Consider the following 18,034-nt stretch of genomic DNA (forward strand, 5'->3'; position numbering starts at 1 on the left):
CATTCGATTTGTCCTCAAGACCCTTGATTAAGGACTAATCCTTCTGCCAAGTCCTGCGATTTGTCCTCAAGACCCTCGATTAAGGACTAATCCTTCTGCCAAGTCCTGCGATTTGTCCTCAAGACCCTGGATTAAGGACTAATCCTTCTGCTATGCCATTCGATTTGTCCTCAAGGCCCTTGATTAAGGACTAATCCTTCTGCCATGCCATTCGATTTGTCCTCAAGACCCTTGATTAAGGACTAATCCTTCTGCCAAGTCCTGCGATTTGTCCTCAAGGCCCTTGATTAAGGACTAATCCTTCTGCCAAATCCTGCGATTTGTCCTCAAGACCCTTGATTAAGGACTAATCCTTCTGCCAGGTCCTGCGATTTGTCCTCAAGACCCTTGATTAAGGACTAATCCTTCTGCCAAGTCCTGCGATTTGTCCTCAAGACCCTTGATTAAGGACTAATCCTTCTGCCACGCCCTGCGATTTGTCCTCAAGACCCTGGATTAAGGACTAATCCTTCTGCCACGCCATTCGATTTGTCCTCAATAACCTTCATTAAACATCACTCTATGCAAAAACGGCGTTAATAACAAAAACAGAGCAATTCGTTTAGAATCACTCTGCAATCTCCGCAAACACCATCCGGTCCTTGCCGTTAATATCATTAAGAACTTCTACCTTCACATTCACAAACGCTTTTTTAAAAAGGTCGGCTACCGCCTCCCCCTGACCGGCCCCAATTTCAAAGCCAACCAGCGCGCCCGGAGCAATCACCTCAGGCAGCTCCAACATAAAGCGGCGATAAAAATCCAGACCATCCTCACCAGCAAATAAAGCCCGATGAGGTTCATGCTCCGTTACCACTTCAGACATCATTTCGATATCACTTACAGGGATATACGGCGGATTCGAAATCACCACATCAAATCCTTGCCCACGAAAAGGCTGTAATAAATCTCCTTGGACAAATTCAACCTCAGCACCAAGCAGGTCTGCATTTTCTCGTGCCACCTTTAATGACTCTTCCGCTATATCAGAGGCATATACCGTTAAAGAAGGCTGTTCAAGCTTTAGGCTAATCGCAATTGCCCCGCTGCCCGTCCCAATGTCGACCACCTTTAGTTCCCGCTTATTGATTCGTTTCAACGTTTCATAAACGAGTTCCTCCGTTTCAGGCCGCGGAATTAGCACCTCTTCATTAACGATAAACTTCCGCCCATAGAACTCCTCTGTGCCGATTATGTATTGAACCGGTGTTCCTTTTACATGTTCATGGACCGCCTTTTCAAACACTTCCCATTGTTCCTGTGGCAAGTCATCACGAACATTCGCAAACAGCTGCGCACGCGACATACCAGTGAAATGACGAAGCAGAAGCTCCCCGGCGTTTTCGTCCCGATTTGCTTTTTTTAAAAAAGAAGAAGCCCATTGCAGAGCTTCATACACTTTTTTACTCATCTTGACCACTTTCAAGCTTGCTTGTTTGATCTTCTAGCGTTAATGCGTCGATGATTTCATCAAGCTTACCTTCGATGATTTGATCCAACTTCTGAAGGGTTAAGCCGATACGGTGGTCGGTCACACGGTTTTGCGGGAAGTTGTAAGTACGAATACGTTCAGAACGGTCACCCGTACCAACGGCAGATTTACGAACCTGATCATACTCAGCCTGTGCTTCCTGCTGGAACTTGTCATAAACACGCGCACGTAATACCTTCATCGCCTTGTCTTTGTTTTTGTGCTGAGATTTTTCGTCCTGGATGGATACCACAATTCCAGTCGGAATATGGGTTAAACGAACGGCTGACATCGTTGTATTAACGGACTGTCCGCCGGCTCCGCTTGAAGCAAACGCGTCAAAACGGATATCTTTATCATGAATTTCTACTTCTACATCTTCGGCTTCCGGTAAGCAAACAACGGTAGCTGTTGAAGTATGAATCCGTCCGCCAGATTCTGTTTCCGGTACACGCTGAACGCGGTGGGCGCCATTTTCAAATTTCAATTTAGAATAAGCACCCTGTCCATTAATCATAAAGCTGATTTCTTTGTAGCCGCCAAGACCTGTTGGGTTGGCGTCAATCAAATCTGTTTTCCAGCCCTGTGCTTCCGCATAACGGCTGTACATACGATAAAGCGTACCCGCAAATAAAGCCGCTTCCTCACCGCCAGCTGCGCCGCGGATTTCAAAGATAACGTTCTTGTCATCATTTGGATCCTTCGGAATCATCAGGAACTTCATTCTTGCTTCTAGTTCCTCAATTTGCTTTTCAAGCTCATTAACCTCTTCCTTGACCATATCACGCATATCGTTGTCGAGCTTTTCCTCAAGCATTGCCTTGGCATCCTTAAGTTGTTCGCGGACGTCTTTATATTCACGATAGGTTTGCACGGTCTCTTGTATATCAGATTGTTCTTTTGAATATTCACGAAGTTTTTTTGAATCATTAATAATTTCTGGATCGCTCAAGAGTTCATTTAATCTCTCATAGCGATCTTCAACGGATTGAAGACGATCAAACACAGTTATTCACCTCTAGTTTTTGTCCATAACATTCTAATTATAGTATAGGTGAAAACCCCCGTCAAAACCAAATTCATCCGTAAAAAATTTTGGAGGGTTGTTTGGAGATGAATAGTGGGGACGTAAACAAAAAAACACGCCCTGAAGCCAGAGCATGTTATTGTTCTCTTATTCTAATGGTATAGCGCGGAAGTGCCTGTTCAAGTTTTGACCGAAGCTTGTCAATGGCGTTGTCTCGTTCTTTGCCGTTGAGATTGCCTTTTGTATCAACGGTAACGGTCATCTGATCCCCTGCGTTGTTGATCCAAATGGATTCGGATCTAAAATTATCCGTGCCATTTACAATATCTCTGGCAACGTCTATATCTCTGCCCATATTATTTCTATTTGAGGCGTCATTCAAGCTCGTTCCTCTTAAATTAAGGAAGTTAGGATTTTGGTCAGACATTTCTCCCATGTCGCGTTCCGGTCGATTATCAGCACGATTGGACATATAGTTCGGATTCATCGTGTCCTTTTTTAAATCGTAGGCGGTATTATCCGTGTCGTTTCCTTTCATACAACCCGATAGCAGTAGAACAGCTAAAAAAGTAAAAAACAACCAATTTTTCATTACTTACACCTCCTACAACTATCTTTCCCAAGCCGTTGAAGGAAGGTTCTAGTAAGATAATTCCAAATAAAAAAGTGTAAGAAGGCGTCGCCTCTTACACTTTATTTCACCACAGATTCTTGTATGCGGTAGGATGCAGTTTTAGGTACTTCATGATGGTGACGGCAGCGCGGCTCATAGGCCTCTGAAGCACCCACTAAGATTACAGGATCATGATAAGAGGCTGGTCTTCCGTCGATTAAACGCTGTGTCCGGCTTGACGGTGAACCACAAACGCTGCAGACAGCCTGAAGCTTTGTTACCGTTTCAGCAACCGCCATCAACGCCGGCATCTGCCCGAAAGGTTCGCCGCGGAAATCCATGTCCAGCCCTGCTACGACAACACGATGCCCGCTGTCAGCAAGCTGCTGAACCACTCTTACAATCCCTTCATCGAAAAATTGCACTTCATCAATGGCAATAATGTCGATATCCGCCTCTACATGATGTAAGATTTCGATCGAATGGGAAATTGGCTTCGCATGAAAAGAGTTGCCATTATGAGAAACGACAGATTGTTCGCTATAGCGATTGTCAATTTTCGGCTTAAAAACAGCTATTTTTTGTTTAGCAAATTGAGCTCGTCTCACCCGACGAATCAATTCCTCTGATTTTCCTGAAAACATACTGCCGCAGATAACCTCAACCCATCCGAGTTGCTTCATTAAATACATAAATCGGCGTCTCCTTCCTATGTACGAAACCTATTACGTCTATATTTTTAAAATTCAACATGTTTTATTCAATTAAAAAACAGGCAAGTAAGTTTCTGCTTGCCTGTTTTGTGTAATTATTGTTGTTGCGCGTTTGGATCTTTAAGGCCGTATTTTTTGTTGAAACGGTCTACACGTCCACCAGCTTCAGCGAATTTTTGACGACCAGTATAGAATGGATGACATTCTGAACAAGTTTCAACGCGAATTTCTTTTTTAACAGAACCAGTTTCAAAAGTATTTCCGCATGCACAAGTCACCTGTACCATTTTATAATTTGGATGAATTCCTGCTTTCATTCTTTTCATCTCCTTCCGCCCTGAATCATTCGAAACAGAGTTATATAAATGCCTGCCTGAGACAAGCATCAAATACTAAAAACACACTGTTCACATTATAACAAGGTGAACCTATTTTGGCAAGTTGGGTTTTTATGGATTTTAAATGCTAGCTGTCTTAAACTAGGCTGTTGATTTGTGCTCCAGGTGCTTCGCTTTCCGCAGGCGGTTCGGGAAGCCTCCTCGGCGCTAAGAGATAAGCGGGGTCTCCCCTGTCCCGTCCTCCTGCAGGAGTCTCGCACCTTCCGCACAAATCAACAGGTTCTAAAACCAATAGTATTCCTTAACACAGCCAAAAATTAAAATCTACGATCTTCTGCCTTTTAATTCTTCCCCAATCTGTGCGAAGAACTCTTCGTTGGATTTGGTTTGTTTTAGTTTTTTCAGGAAGCGCTCGGCAAAGTCTGGTGAGTCGGACATGGATTTTCTGATTGCCCATAGCTTGTCCAGGTGGTCCTTTGGAAGAAGTAGTTCTTCTTTTCGGGTTCCTGAACGGCGAATGTCAAGCGCAGGGAAGATACGGCGTTCTGCAAGCTGACGATCCAGATGCAATTCCATATTACCTGTCCCTTTAAATTCTTCATAGATGACGTCATCCATACGTGACCCTGTATCAACTAATGCAGTTGCAAGGATGGTTAAGCTTCCGCCTTCTTCAATATTTCGCGCAGCACCGAAGAAACGCTTTGGACGATGGAAAGCTGCCGGGTCAATACCACCTGAAAGGGTTCTTCCGCTTGGTGGAATAACCAGGTTATATGCACGAGCTAAACGAGTAATACTGTCCATTAGAATGACCACATCGCGTTTATGTTCAACGAGACGCATCGCGCGGTCAAGGACAAGCTCGGCGACTTTAATATGGTTTTCTGGCACCTCATCAAATGTCGAGCTGACAACATCGCCAGCAACGGAGCGCTCGATATCGGTAACCTCTTCAGGACGTTCATCGATTAAGAGCACAATTAATTCCACTTCAGGATGATTCGTTGTAATACTGTTAGCGATTTCCTTTAACAGCATCGTTTTTCCTGCCTTTGGCGGTGCCACAATTAAGCCCCTTTGTCCAAAACCAACTGGAGCAACTACATCCATAATTCTTGTAGAGATATATTTTGGAGTGGTTTCAAGTTTCATGTGTCGATTTGGATAGAGAGGAGTTAATGCTGGGAAGTGAACGCGTTCTTTTGCTGATTCTGGGTCTTCACCGTTAACTGCTTCTACATGTAAAAGTCCGTAATAACGTTCGTTTTCTTTAGGAGGTCGAACCTTACCTGATACTTTATCCCCGTTTCTTAAATCGAACCGGCGAATTTGCGATGCAGAGATATAAATGTCTTCAGAGCTTGGAGAATAGTTGATCGGGCGTAAAAATCCAAATCCTTCTGACTGGATTATTTCCAGTACGCCTTCCATGAAAAAATAACCTTGCTGTTCCGCACGTGATTTTAAGATGGCAAATATAAGTTCTTTTTTCGATAACTTACTGTAATAGGTTACCTTAAATTCGCGTGCAAGCTCATAAAGCTCTTTCAGCTTCATGTTTTCTAAACTTGATATAGTTAATTCCATAGTACACCACACTTTAAAATTTTTACTCTATTCCGTTCCCGGATTTACATTAAGGATAATAGAGGGTTTTCATAACATTAAAAAAAGTTGAGGAAATAGTAGAAATGAATAGAATAGCAGAATCTTTTTTTTAATAAAACACTATCTATTGTACCCTTTGTGTAAAAAAATAATCAACTGGAAATTTTCTATATGCGGGGGATCATAGATTCTCATGGAGATAAGAGACTAGAAGTGAATCTAGTCTCTTATATAAGTATTTGCTATTAAAAATTATCTAATCACTAAATTCGGTTTCTTTTTCAAGCTGTGACGGCCTTCAACAAATCGAACCGTACCTGATTTAGCACGCATGACGATTGAATGTGTTGAGCCATATGACCCCTTAAATTGAACACCGCGCAGTAATTCACCGTCTGTGACCCCAGTGGCTGCGAAAATGGCGTCGTCTCCCTTAACAAGGTCTTCCATGCGAAGCACCTTATTAACATCTAGTCCCATTTTTACACAGCGCTCTAACTCGGCATCACTTTGAGGAAGCAATTTACCGATGATTTCACCGCCAAGACACTTTAAGGCAACAGCTGAGATGACACCCTCAGGTGCACCGCCAGAGCCGAATAAAATATCAACGCCTGTGTTATCAAAAGCAGTATTGATCGCCCCTGCTACGTCACCATCATTGATCAATTTAATACGAGCACCAGCATCACGTAACTCAGCAATAATATGCTCATGTCGCGGACGGTTTAGAACGGTTGCAACAACGTCTTCGACATCCTTGTTTTTCGCTTTTGCCACTGCCTTTAAATTATCAAGTACGGAAGCATTGATATCTATTAGACCTACTGCTTCAGGACCGACTGCAATTTTTTCCATATACATATCAGGCGCGTGAAGCAGGTTGCCATTGTCAGCAATCGCTAAAACAGCTAAAGCGTTCCAACTGCCAGCCGCCAAAATATTGGTACCTTCGAGTGGATCAACCGCTACATCTACACGTGGTCCATAGCCTGTACCAAGTTTTTCACCGATATATAGCATTGGTGCCTCGTCCATCTCGCCTTCACCAATGACAACGGTTCCCTTCATCGGGATCGTGTCAAACACATCGCGCATCGCTGAGGTGGCAGCACCATCTGCCTCATCTTTTTTCCCGCGGCCCATCCAGCGTGCAGAAGCAAGTGCTGCAGCTTCCGTTACGCGGACAAGCTCCATTGAAAGACTTCTCTCCATGTTCTCAGGTCCCCCCAAATTATCTATTATACATATTAGTATAACATATTCAGGAGATTAGTATAGCTTAATTATGTGTTCTTAAGCTGCTCTACTTCTTCTTTGGATAAAGCTTCACGCCAAACGGTTGCCCCAAGTCCGTTTAATTTTTCGACAAGCTGGCTATAACCACGATCAATATGATCAAGCCCAGTGACTTCTGTAATTCCCTCAGCCATTAGACCCGCAATGAATAACGCAGCTCCTGCACGCAGGTCACTCGCCTTAACTTTTGCACCTTGAAGCTTCACAGGTCCGCTAATAATCGCTGAGCGGCCTTCCACTTTAATGTTTGCATTCATTCTTCTTAATTCATCAATATGTTTAAAACGGGCACCATAAATTGTATCCGTTACCACACTCGAGCCTGCTGCTCTCGTCAACAGTGTTGTAAATGGCTGCTGCAAATCGGTTGGGAAACCAGGATAAACGAGTGTTTTAATATCGACAGGCTTCAGCTTATCCGAACTATTGACAAACACCTGGTCGTCACTGGTTTCAATCTGCACACCCATTTCTCGAAGCTTAGCAATCAACGATTCTAAATGCTGCGGAATGACATTATCAATTAATACCCCTTCACCAACGGCAGCACCTAAAATCATATACGTTCCTGCTTCAATTCGATCAGGAATAATCGTATGCCGGCAGCCATGAAGACTATCCACACCATCAATACGAATAACATCCGTTCCAGCGCCTTTTATTTTCGCACCCATATTTGTAAGAAGGGTTGCGACATCGATAATTTCAGGTTCTTTTGCAGCGTTTTCAATAATCGTCCGACCTTTTGCTCTAACAGCGGCTAACATGATATTAATGGTAGCCCCAACACTAACAACATCAAGATAAATACGTGCACCGCGAAGCTCGTCCGCTCGCAAATAAATAGCTCCCTGCTCATTGGTTATTTGAGCACCAAGCGCTTCAAAACCCTTAATATGCTGATCAATTGGTCTTGGTCCAAGATGACATCCACCTGGTAAACCGATGACAGCCTTTTTAAAACGACCGAGCATCGCCCCCATGAGATAGTAAGATGCGCGAAGCTTCTTCACTTTTCCGTTTGGCAATGGCATTGAAATCATCGTCGATGGGTCAACCGTCATATCAAAATCATCAGAAAGCTCGACTTTCCCGCCAATCTCCTCAAGCAGGTCCTTCAAAATTTCCACATCGGAAATATCCGGCAGCCCTTCGATTGTTACCGGTGATTCTGCTAAAATGGTCGCTGGTATCAACGCAACTGCACTGTTTTTTGCACCACTTATTCTTACGGTTCCTTTAAGCGGATAACCGCCCGCAATTTTAAGTTTTTCCATTTTCGACTCCCTTCTATGCCATTGGGATGGAATGTGACCTTTTATTCAACAACTAAATTGATAATCCACTTGTCTTTTAGGTAATTTTTTCCAACAGCAACTTACATAATCCGACAATTTGTCTATCATCTAGTTTACACCAATATTTTATTTTCATGTATCAATATCAAAAAAAGTTTTTTAAATTGGTAAATTTAGGTGTTGTGACAAATTTCGCGAATTTTCAGTCTTCCACTTACATTTTGAAACCGCCCATTCATAAAAAGAGGCGGTTTCAAGGTTACTACGCAATTAAACAACATTGATAGTTTTTAAAAAGAGATAAGAATCTTTATTATGCTCTGCCTGATGAACCGAATTCGCGCATTTTGCCGATTACAGTTGCTTTGATCGCATCGCGAGCTGGTCCTAAGTATTTACGTGGATCGTACTCTTCTGGCTTTGCTGCTAATGTTTCACGAACTGCTTTTGCAGATGCAATTTGGTTCTCAGTGTTAACGTTAATTTTAGCAGTTCCAAGAGAAATAGATTTTTGGATATCATGTGTTGGAATTCCAGTTCCACCATGAAGAACTAGTGGAAGACCAGTAGCTTTTCCGATTGCTTCCATTTCATGGTAACCAAGCTTTGGTTCACCTTTGTAAGGACCGTGTACAGAACCTAATGCCGGAGCAAGGCAGTCGATACCAGTGCGCTTAACAAGCTCTTCACACTCTTTAGGATCTGCGTAAATAACGCCTTCCGCAACAACATCGTCTTCTTGTCCACCAACAGTACCTAATTCAGCTTCAACAGAAACACCTTTTGAATGAGCGTACTCAACCACTTTTGATGTAGTTGCTACGTTTTCTTCAAATGGATGGTGAGAAGCGTCAATCATAACAGAAGTGAAGCCTGCATCGATTGCTTCCTTACACTTTTCAAAGCTTGAACCGTGGTCCAAGTGAATCGCAACAGGAACGGTAATTTTGTAATCTTCTAATAAACCTTCTACCATTTTTACAACTGTTTTAAAGCCGCCCATATAACGAGCTGCCCCTTCAGATACACCAAGAATAACTGGTGATTTTTCAGCTTCAGCTGCTTGTAAAATAGCTTGGGTAAACTCAAGGTTATTTAAGTTGAACTGCCCAACTGCATAGCCTTCCTCTTTTGCTTTGATGAGCATTTCTTTCATTGAAACTAAAGGCATTTTATTTCCTCCTTGGTATTGTTTATATCTCCTCGAATTTAGGCTTTCCTATTAAGGATTTCCTACCATTTTACTGATTATGTATACTCGAGAAGGATAATGTGACCAGTAAAAGTTCATAGTTATCATACCAAACAGATTCGTAAAATTCCATTAAAGAAACGCATTTTTATAAACGTTCACAATGAAAGCGGCAACAGTTTTCGACATTTATTTTTTTCAATAAAATGCCTAATTTGTTTTTTGAGGAATGTGTTTTCTTACCGCTGCACGAATATCATCAATATCAAATGGCTTCGCAAAATGGGTAATCGCTCCTAAGTTTCTCGCCTCTTGAATCATATCAAGTTCACCGTAAGCGGTCATAATAATAACGCGAATATCCGGGTCGATTACTTTCATTCTTTTTAAAATCTCAATACCATCCATACCAGGTATTTTCATATCCAAGAGGACGAGATCTGGGTCATGCTTCGTAACAATATCAAGTGCCTGTATTCCATTTGCTGCCTGAAAGGTTTGATACCCTTCCTTTGAGAACACCTCATTTAATAAAATGCGGATCCCAAATTGGTCGTCAACAATTAAAATTTTCTCTTTCATAACTCCACCTCTTCCACCCTAATTTTATCTATAAATGATGCCTATTTCTTCCACTAGTTAATCTTCGACATTCTTGCTAAAAATCCTCTATTTTGTTCAAGGTATTTTATGGTAATTGTCTTTTATTTTGAAAAGGCTATAATATCTTTGTGAAGGAGGGGTTTTGCTTGTTAAAAATGTTTACGACCCAATTGACCGGATTGTTTAAAAGATTGGAAGAAAAAGAAGAGTTTTCCTTTGAGGACGGTGCCCGCCTGCTCGCCCAGGGTCAGAATATATATGTTGTTGGCTTCAAGGAAATGAAAGGTGTTGAATTTGAAGCTTTAGAGGGTGCAGAACCATTGAAAGGTGCTTTAACAAATGTAGAGTCTGCAACTAGTGCTGACAGAGTTCTTTTGTTTACACGTCATTCCGATGACCAAGAAGCTGTGGAATTGGCTGATAAGCTTGTTGAAAAAGAGATCCCGTTTGTAGCTGTATCGACATCGATTTCGGAGGAAGGTAAACTTGAGGAGTTAGCTGATGTTTATATTAATTTACAGCTTAAAAAGGGTTTGTTGCCCGATGATTTCGGCAATCGGTATGGATATCCGTCTTCGATGGCAGCTTTGTATGTTTATTATGGCTTGAAATTTACCATTGATGAGATTTTAGCGGAATATGAATGATTTTTTGACGACCTTGATGAGGTCGTTTTTTGTTTTGTACATTTTTAGGATGGTTTTGTACACTTTTTGAGGAGTTTTGTACATTTATCTAGATGTTTTGTACACTTTTTAATACGTTTTGTACATTTAGACAATATATGGAAACGCAACCCTATAAAAAAAGCCAGTCCCCCACAAAGAGAACTGGCCCATCTATCTTATTTTTGCAAAGAAGCTTTAATAAAGTCACGGAAAAGCGGCTGTGGACGTGTTGGTCTTGAAACAAATTCCGGATGGAACTGTGACGCAACAAACCATGGGTGGTCTTGAAGCTCAATAATCTCCACAAGGCGTCCGTCTGGGCTTGTACCAGAGAAAACAAAGCCTGCTTCTTCCATTTCTTGACGATAATGATTGTTAAACTCATACCGGTGGCGGTGACGCTCATACACCACTTCATCTTCATAAGCAGCGAACGCCTTTGTACCCTCCACCACACGGCAAGGATAAAGACCAAGTCTTAATGTTCCGCCTAGATCTTCAACATCCTTTTGCTCAGGAAGTAAATCAATAATTGGGTGCTTGGTATCCGGTACGAACTCTGCAGAATGCGCATCTGAGTAGCCAAGAACGTGGCGTGCATATTCAATCGTCGCCAGCTGCATTCCTAGGCAAATACCAAGGAAAGGCTTTTTCGTTTCACGGGCATAGCGTGTTGCTTGAATCTTCCCTTCAATTCCACGGTCACCGAAGCCGCCTGGAACAAGGACTCCGTCCACGTCAGCCAAAAGTTCTGCAACATTTTCAGCTGTTACATGTTCCGCATTAATCCACTTAATTTCCACATCGGCATCAAACGCATAGCCTGCATGCTTCATCGCTTCAACAACAGAAATATAGGCATCCTGAAGTTCAACATATTTACCAACTAGACCGATACGCGTTTTACTTGAAAGGTTAAGAACCTTATCAACTAACGCTTTCCATTCGGTCATTTCTGGTTCTGGTGTTGTAAGCTTCAAGTGGTCACAAACAATTTGATCCATGTGCTGCTCTTGAAGAGCTAATGGAATGGAATAAAGCGTATCTGCGTCACGGCATTCAATAACTGCTTTCGCATCGATATCACAGAACAAAGCAATTTTATCCTTCATATCCTGCGAAACCGGCATTTCCGTACGAACAACGATGATATTTGGCTGAATCCCCAGACTGCGAAGCTCTTTTACACTATGTTGTGTTGGCTTGGTCTTCATTTCGCCTGCCGCTTTAATATAAGGAATTAAGGTACAGTGAATGTACATTACATTAGAGCTTCCGATATCGCTCTTGATTTGACGGATTGCTTCTAGGAATGGAAGTGACTCAATATCCCCTACTGTTCCGCCAATTTCAGTGATGACAACATCTGCATTTGTTTCGTTGCCGGCACGGAAAACACGTTCTTTAATTTCATTGGTAATGTGCGGGATAACCTGAACCGTTCCGCCTAAATAATCGCCGCGGCGTTCCTTACGTAACACAGTAGAATAGATTTTCCCAGTTGTTACGTTGCTGTACTTATTTAAGTTAATATCGATAAAGCGTTCATAGTGACCTAAGTCTAGATCCGTTTCTGCGCCATCACCGGTTACAAATACTTCACCGTGCTGGTACGGACTCATCGTTCCTGGGTCCACGTTGATATAAGGGTCAAATTTTTGAATCGTGACGTTCAGTCCACGATTTTTCAACAAACGGCCTAATGAGGCTGCGGTAATTCCTTTTCCTAACGATGAAACAACACCGCCAGTTACAAATATATACTTCGTCATAAAAAAATCCTCCTCTATTTCAGTTTGTGCAATCTTCTTGCTGTTTAAGGCTTCTTTTATAAAAATTTTTAAAGAAGTCTCGGTCAATGCCGAAAGAGCTATGTATCATCGACTGACAAAATAAAAAAGCACTCCGCTTACGCAATGTAAGGGAGCGCTCTATAAGCAAATTATGATCCGTTCCTTGTTAAAGGAGCCCAAAAAAGATTGTACAAGCCAAGAGATAAAAAGTCAAGCCTATAATAGGTCGTCGTCTTCATCCTCTACTTCATCTAAATCTTCTTCCTCTTCATCAAGGACCTCGTCTAGTTCTTCTTCTTCATCAAGATCGAATTCATCGTCATCATCGATTACTTCATCATCATCGTCTAAATCATCGACATCGTCGAGGTCATCAAGTAAATCGTCCTCATCGTCGTCAAGGAGATCATCTTCATCGACAAAGTCATCGAGTTCATCGTAATCCTCGTCAATATCATCGAAGTCTTCAAGATCGTCTTCATCGACAACCTTTTTCGCCTTTTTCTTCTTAGGCTTAATAACGGTAACCACTTCTTCTTCCTGTGTATCGATTGGATACCATACGCGAAGACCCCAGCGGTTGTCACCTAGTGAAAGAAAACGGCCATCAATATTTATGTCTGTATAGAATTGTGCAATTCTCGATCTAATTTGATCCTCTGTGATTTCTGTAGCTGCAGCAATTTCTTTAATTAAATCGTGGAAGGAAATCGGCTGTTTGCTGCCTTTTAGAAATTCATACGCCATCTCAATGAGGGATAACTCTTTTAATTGCTCTTTTGAGTAACCTTGTAAACTCAATATCGGCACTTCCTTTCTCTATTTAACACTCTCTAAAATGAGTGATAACGGGCAAAAATATTAGCACCAGAGTGCTTATGTCTAGCTGCAGCGCCTAGGGGCTCTCAGGTCTAAGCCAATCCGTCAAGAAGGTTAAAGAACAACCTTCTCGCCGGCTCGTCTAGACTCACGCCCCTGGGCAAGGCGCTTACGCTTTTCTATTTTTGACATATTCTTCATTATAAACAATATTCTCCCGTTTATGCTAGTTCTATCTACTGTTTTACTTGATTTTTTCCCGTTTAGGCTGGTTATCATCAGGTTTTTCCTCTTTTTTTATCATTTTCAACTCTTTCATAGCCTTTAAAAAGAAGAAGATAGCTAATACTAGAAAGGAAATTGCACCTAATTGGTGTTGATAGAGATAGTATAATGGCCATGCCGAAATGATTAAAAACAAAAACGTATAGTTTATCTTCATGGTCAACACCTGCCCCGGGAATCATTGATGTTTGCTCATCTATTATATAAGAAAAATAGGCAATATTAGTACTTGTAGAAAAATTAATTTTTACATAAAAAACAATGGCTTACAAGCTGCTGCTTATTAAGCCATTGTAATAACTTACATATTTCTTCTATATTGGCCGCCGACTTCGTATAGTGCTTTTGTGATTTGGCCGAGGCTGGCTACTTTTACGGTTTCCATTAGTGCGGCGAAAATGTTTTCGTTGTTTACTGCTGCTGCCTTTAAGCGCTCTAGAGCTTTTGAGGTTTCTTGTTCATGTGCATGCTGGAAGGCACGTAAATTGGTAATTTGTAATTCTTTTTCCTCATAGGACGCGCGTGCCAGCTCCATGCTGTCGATGTCTTCTTCTGAAGGAGGATTTGGATTTAGATACGTGTTCACGCCGATAATCGGCAGCTCGCCTGTATGCTTTTTCATTTCATAGTACATCGATTCGTCTTGAATTTTTCCGCGTTGATACTGCGTTTCCATGGAACCGAGAACACCGCCGCGGTCGTTTAAGCGTTCAAATTCTTGAAGCACAGCTTCCTCTACAAGGTCCGTAAGCTCTTCAACAATAAAGGAACCCTGAAGTGGATTTTCATTTTTTGTTAAGCCGTGTTCTTTTGTAATAATCATTTGAATCGCCATCGCACGGCGAACGGATTCTTCTGTTGGTGTTGTAATTGCCTCGTCATACGCATTGGTATGAAGAGAGTTACAGTTATCGTGTAACGCCATCAATGCCTGCAACGTCGTACGAATATCATTAAAGTCAATCTCTTGCGCGTGCAGCGAACGGCCTGATGTTTGAACATGGTACTTCAGCTTTTGACTGCGCTCAGCGGCACCATATTTATCACGCATTACCGTTGCCCAAATACGACGCGCCACCCGCCCTATTACCGTATATTCCGGATCCAAGCCATTGGAAAAGAAGAACGATAAGTTTGGTGCAAAATCATCAATTTTCATCCCTCGGCTTAAATAATACTCGACATAGGTAAAGCCGTTTGATAGCGTAAACGCCAGCTGCGAAATGGGATTCGCCCCCGCCTCAGCTATATGATAGCCAGAAATTGAAACAGAATAATAGTTACGCACCTGCTGGTCGATAAAATATTGTTGAATATCGCCCATCATTCGTAAGGCAAACTCAGTTGAAAAAATACATGTGTTTTGTCCTTGGTCTTCTTTTAAAATATCTGCCTGCACTGTACCACGGACAGTTTTTAACGTATAAGCCTTCACTTGGGCAAATTCCTCAACTGTCAGCACACGGCCGAGCTCAGTCTCTTTTTTCTTCACCTGCTGATCAATCGCCGTATTCATGAACATCGCTAAAATAATCGGCGCAGGCCCATTAATCGTCATCGATACCGATGTTGATGGGTGACAGAGGTCAAAGCCATCATAAAGCTTTTTCATATCATCCAGCGTACAAACATTCACACCGCTCTCGCCGATCTTTCCAAAAATGTCCGGACGATAATCCGGGTCCTCTCCATACAATGTCACCGAGTCAAATGCCGTACTCAGACGTTTCGCTGTATCATCTTTTGAAAGATAGTGGAAGCGGCGATTCGTTCTCTCCGGCGTTCCTTCTCCGGCGAACTGACGTTTCGGATCTTCTCCCTCACGTTTAAACGGGAACACCCCTGCTGTAAACGGATAGGAACCTGGGACATTCTCGCGATACACCCAGCGGAGGATTTCACCGTAATCTTTATATCGCGGTAAAACCACCTTCGGAATATCGATGCCCGAAAGGCTCTTTGTTTTTAAGACAGTAATGATTTCTTTGTCACGAATTCTCGTTACAAATTGATCAGCTTTATATGCCGCCTTTGTTTTCTCCCAGCCGTCGAGTATCTTTTTCGACTCTGGTGTTAATTTCTCTTCTGTTGCCTGTTTAATAGCCTCTAAGGAAGCAAGAACTTCAGCGTCTGCATCTGTTTCTTTGACGGCAGCAATTGCACCTTCAAGCTGAAATAATTTCCGGGCAATATTTGCCTGCTCTTCAGCCTTTTGATGATAGCGGCGCACTGTATCCGATATTTCCCGGAGATAATAGCGACGGTCGGTTGGAATAATCACATTTTGCTTTTCGACTAATGCATTTTTTGTAAAAGATGTAACCCAATTCGTACCCATTTTTTCATTTACTTTTTCAATTAACGCTGCAAAAAGTGCATTGGTGCCTAGATCATTAAATTGGCTCGCAATTGTACCATATACAGGCATTTCACTTGTGTCTTTTTCAAACAACATGTGACTGCGCTGATATTGCTTTTGCACCTGCCGAAGTGCATCCTCAGAGCCCTTGCGCTCAAATTTATTAATGACAATGAGGTCAGCAAAGTCAATCATATCAATTTTTTCAAGCTGTGAAGGTGCGCCAAATTCACTGGTCATGATGTACAGGGAGACATCACAGATTTCCGTAATCTCTGCATCGCCCTGGCCGATACCGCTCGTTTCGACAATCACAAGGTCAAAGCCGGCTGCCTTCACTACCGAAACGGCATCTTTAATCGCAAGCGATAGTTCCGATTTTGATGAACGAGTCGCCAGGCTTCGCATATAAACATTTGGATTGAAGATAGCATTCATCCGAATCCGGTCGCCTAAAAGAGCACCGCCTGTTTTCTGCTTCGTCGGGTCGACTGATAGAATCGCGACTTTTTTATCAGGCAATTCATTGATAAAACGACGAATCAATTCATCGGTTAATGAACTTTTACCCGCACCACCTGTACCCGTGATTCCGATCACAGGAATCTCTTTTGTCAACGTTTTTACCTTTTCAAGGAGGCTTTCCGCTGCAGCTGCGGCTTCCCGGTTGCTGTCCACATGAAGCTCGGCAAGGGTAATCAATTTTGAAATTGCATTAACATCGCCACTCGGCAGTTTTTCAATATGCTCGGTATGATCGGCGGTAACCGTAGGGAAATCGCATTCCTCCAGCATTCGGTTAATCATTCCCTGAAGTCCCATCGTCCGGCCATCCTCAGGTGAGAATATCCAGGCAATCCCATAATCATGAAGCTCCTTAATCTCACGTGGGATAATAACACCGCCGCCACCGCCGTAAATACGGATGTTCGGCGCGCCTTTTTCCTTTAGCAAATCGTACATATATTTAAAATATTCCACATGACCGCCCTGATAAGAAGAAATTGCAATCCCCTGTGCATCCTCTTGAATCGCCGCGTTAACGACCTCTTCAACCGAACGGTTATGGCCAAGATGGATGACCTCGGCCCCGCTCGCCTGCAGAATTCTTCTCATAATATTAATCGAAGCGTCGTGCCCATCAAACAAACTAGACGCCGTAACAAAACGAATATGATGCTTCGGCTGATAAACCTCCGTCTTACTCATTTGTCTCCCCCTTTGTTTCTAAAAAATTCACTTGGTGATTATCCCTTTTTGCAGTGCCTGACTTACCCCGTTTATCCCTGAAAATAAATACTCGGTTTGCATTTCAATGTATTCTTCTAAGGTAAATAATTTCTGCAGCGTCCAACGTCGGAAGCTCCACATTTGTCCTTCAACGATAATCGTGTGAGAAAGGATTTTGATTTGTTTTTCAGTTAAGTTCAATTCCCCATTTTCCACGCATAACGTTATCAGTTTTTCGAACATATCTGCCATTTCAATTTCCTTTTTCAACACATATGGAAGGGCTTCCTTGTTAAGTGATTTGGTCTCTTGATACATGACCAAGATCTCCTCCTGCATTTCATCAATAACCCGAAAATAATTGGCAATCCCATGCTTCAGACTCTCCAGTGTGCCCTGTTTATGCTCAAGGTCCTCCTGAAGCCGCTCGCTTACATGGTCATAAATACTATCACAAACCAAGTAAAGGACATCTTCCTTCGTCCGAATATATTCATATAAGGTCCCAATGCTAAAACCTGCAGCCTTCGCAATTTCCCTTGTCGTCGTCCGGTGGAACCCTTTTTCTTTAAAAAGTGAAACCGCCCCTTTGATCATCTGATCCCGTCTTCTTTGTACAAGGCGTTCATCTTTCACTGAAGCCTGTACTTCCCGCTTTTTCATCCCCGCTACCACC

16 protein-coding genes are annotated in these 18,034 nt (G+C 42.4%); 1 reads left to right on the plus strand and 15 read right to left on the minus strand.

The window, feature by feature from the left end; genetic code table 11:
* Positions 1–607 precede the first annotated feature (607 nt).
* The 10 genes from prmC to F4694_RS13585 form a co-directional block, all read right to left on the minus strand.
* A complete protein-coding gene (gene prmC, locus F4694_RS13540) occupies positions 608–1,450 on the minus strand; it encodes a peptide chain release factor N(5)-glutamine methyltransferase (protein WP_179598706.1) in 843 nt (280 codons plus the stop codon).
* Positions 1,443–2,516, minus strand: a complete 1,074-nt coding sequence (gene prfA, locus F4694_RS13545) for a peptide chain release factor 1 (protein ID WP_179598708.1) — start codon at positions 2,514–2,516, stop codon at positions 1,443–1,445. Before prfA ends, prmC begins: the two co-directional genes overlap by 8 nt.
* A gap of 157 nt (positions 2,517–2,673) precedes the next feature.
* Positions 2,674–3,075 (minus strand): hypothetical protein, encoded by a 402-nt coding sequence (locus F4694_RS13550; RefSeq protein WP_218895647.1) that lies wholly within the window; start codon positions 3,073–3,075, stop codon positions 2,674–2,676.
* A gap of 155 nt (positions 3,076–3,230) precedes the next feature.
* A complete protein-coding gene (locus tag F4694_RS13555; protein ID WP_179598712.1) occupies positions 3,231–3,842 on the minus strand; it encodes a thymidine kinase in 612 nt (203 codons plus the stop codon).
* A 116-nt stretch (positions 3,843–3,958) separates the two neighbouring features.
* Positions 3,959–4,180, minus strand: coding sequence for a 50S ribosomal protein L31 (gene rpmE, locus F4694_RS13560; RefSeq protein WP_045515911.1), 222 nt, complete (start codon positions 4,178–4,180; stop codon positions 3,959–3,961).
* 345 nt (positions 4,181–4,525) lie between these two features.
* Positions 4,526–5,791, minus strand: coding sequence for a transcription termination factor Rho (gene rho / locus F4694_RS13565; RefSeq protein ID WP_179598714.1), 1,266 nt, complete (start codon positions 5,789–5,791; stop codon positions 4,526–4,528).
* Between the two features lie 273 nt (positions 5,792–6,064).
* Positions 6,065–7,027, minus strand: a complete 963-nt coding sequence (gene glpX / locus F4694_RS13570) for a class II fructose-bisphosphatase (RefSeq protein WP_179598716.1) — start codon at positions 7,025–7,027, stop codon at positions 6,065–6,067.
* Between the two features lie 71 nt (positions 7,028–7,098).
* The gene (locus F4694_RS13575) at positions 7,099–8,388 is read right to left on the minus strand and encodes a UDP-N-acetylglucosamine 1-carboxyvinyltransferase (RefSeq protein WP_179598718.1); all 1,290 of its coding nucleotides are present in this window, start codon (positions 8,386–8,388) and stop codon (positions 7,099–7,101) included.
* Between the two features lie 334 nt (positions 8,389–8,722).
* Positions 8,723–9,580 (minus strand): class II fructose-bisphosphate aldolase, encoded by an 858-nt coding sequence (locus F4694_RS13580; RefSeq protein ID WP_179598720.1) that lies wholly within the window; start codon positions 9,578–9,580, stop codon positions 8,723–8,725.
* 231 nt (positions 9,581–9,811) lie between these two features.
* Positions 9,812–10,183 carry a response regulator gene (locus F4694_RS13585; protein ID WP_179598722.1) on the minus strand — a complete coding sequence of 124 codons (372 nt, stop codon included), beginning with the start codon at positions 10,181–10,183 and terminating at the stop codon, positions 9,812–9,814.
* 167 nt (positions 10,184–10,350) lie between these two features.
* On the opposite strand from F4694_RS13585, the gene F4694_RS13590 reads away from it, so the two are divergent.
* Positions 10,351–10,851: a DUF2529 domain-containing protein gene (locus tag F4694_RS13590; RefSeq protein ID WP_179598724.1), complete on the plus strand. Its 501-nt coding sequence runs from the start codon at positions 10,351–10,353 to the stop codon at positions 10,849–10,851.
* A 197-nt stretch (positions 10,852–11,048) separates the two neighbouring features.
* Here the strand turns inward: F4694_RS13590 and F4694_RS13595 are convergent, their stop codons facing one another.
* The 5 genes from F4694_RS13595 to F4694_RS13615 all read right to left on the minus strand — a co-directional run bounded on the left by F4694_RS13595 (position 11,049) and on the right by F4694_RS13615 (position 18,021).
* Positions 11,049–12,644, minus strand: a complete 1,596-nt coding sequence (locus tag F4694_RS13595; RefSeq protein WP_179598726.1) for a CTP synthase — start codon at positions 12,642–12,644, stop codon at positions 11,049–11,051.
* Between the two features lie 237 nt (positions 12,645–12,881).
* Entirely contained in the window at positions 12,882–13,466 is a 585-nt protein-coding gene (gene rpoE / locus F4694_RS13600; RefSeq protein ID WP_179598728.1) for a DNA-directed RNA polymerase subunit delta, read from the minus strand.
* Positions 13,467–13,728: 262 nt separating this feature from the next.
* A complete protein-coding gene (locus F4694_RS13605) occupies positions 13,729–13,926 on the minus strand; it encodes a hypothetical protein (RefSeq protein WP_179598730.1) in 198 nt (65 codons plus the stop codon).
* Positions 13,927–14,070: 144 nt separating this feature from the next.
* On the minus strand, positions 14,071–17,337 hold the full coding sequence (gene icmF / locus F4694_RS13610) for a fused isobutyryl-CoA mutase/GTPase IcmF (RefSeq protein ID WP_179598732.1): 3,267 nt from the start codon (positions 17,335–17,337) through the stop codon (positions 14,071–14,073).
* Positions 17,338–17,364: 27 nt separating this feature from the next.
* The gene (locus tag F4694_RS13615) at positions 17,365–18,021 is read right to left on the minus strand and encodes a TetR/AcrR family transcriptional regulator (protein WP_179598734.1); all 657 of its coding nucleotides are present in this window, start codon (positions 18,019–18,021) and stop codon (positions 17,365–17,367) included.
* Between the last annotated feature and the right edge of the window lie 13 nt (positions 18,022–18,034).

The organism is Neobacillus driksii (assembly GCF_013409995.1).
In the GTDB taxonomy this organism is placed as follows: domain Bacteria; phylum Bacillota; class Bacilli; order Bacillales; family Cytobacillaceae; genus Neobacillus; species Neobacillus driksii.

Bases quoted from the DNA above. Each gene is read 5' to 3' on its own strand.
- F4694_RS13550 (WP_218895647.1), bottom strand. From the start codon at position 3,075: ATGAAAGGAAACGACACGGATAATACCGCCTACGATTTAAAAAAGGAC.
- prmC (WP_179598706.1), bottom strand. From the start codon at position 1,450: ATGAGTAAAAAAGTGTATGAAGCTCTGCAATGGGCTTCTTCTTTTTTA.
- icmF (WP_179598732.1), bottom strand. From the start codon at position 17,337: ATGAGTAAGACGGAGGTTTATCAGCCGAAGCATCATATTCGTTTTGTT.
- F4694_RS13605 (WP_179598730.1), bottom strand. From the start codon at position 13,926: ATGAAGATAAACTATACGTTTTTGTTTTTAATCATTTCGGCATGGCCA.
- rpmE (WP_045515911.1), bottom strand. From the start codon at position 4,180: ATGAAAGCAGGAATTCATCCAAATTATAAAATGGTACAGGTGACTTGT.
- F4694_RS13585 (WP_179598722.1), bottom strand. From the start codon at position 10,183: ATGAAAGAGAAAATTTTAATTGTTGACGACCAATTTGGGATCCGCATT.
- F4694_RS13595 (WP_179598726.1), bottom strand. From the start codon at position 12,644: ATGACGAAGTATATATTTGTAACTGGCGGTGTTGTTTCATCGTTAGGA.
- F4694_RS13555 (WP_179598712.1), bottom strand. From the start codon at position 3,842: ATGTATTTAATGAAGCAACTCGGATGGGTTGAGGTTATCTGCGGCAGT.
- F4694_RS13615 (WP_179598734.1), bottom strand. From the start codon at position 18,021: ATGAAAAAGCGGGAAGTACAGGCTTCAGTGAAAGATGAACGCCTTGTA.
- F4694_RS13580 (WP_179598720.1), bottom strand. From the start codon at position 9,580: ATGCCTTTAGTTTCAATGAAAGAAATGCTCATCAAAGCAAAAGAGGAA.
- glpX (WP_179598716.1), bottom strand. From the start codon at position 7,027: ATGGAGAGAAGTCTTTCAATGGAGCTTGTCCGCGTAACGGAAGCTGCA.
- F4694_RS13575 (WP_179598718.1), bottom strand. From the start codon at position 8,388: ATGGAAAAACTTAAAATTGCGGGCGGTTATCCGCTTAAAGGAACCGTA.
- rho (WP_179598714.1), bottom strand. From the start codon at position 5,791: ATGGAATTAACTATATCAAGTTTAGAAAACATGAAGCTGAAAGAGCTT.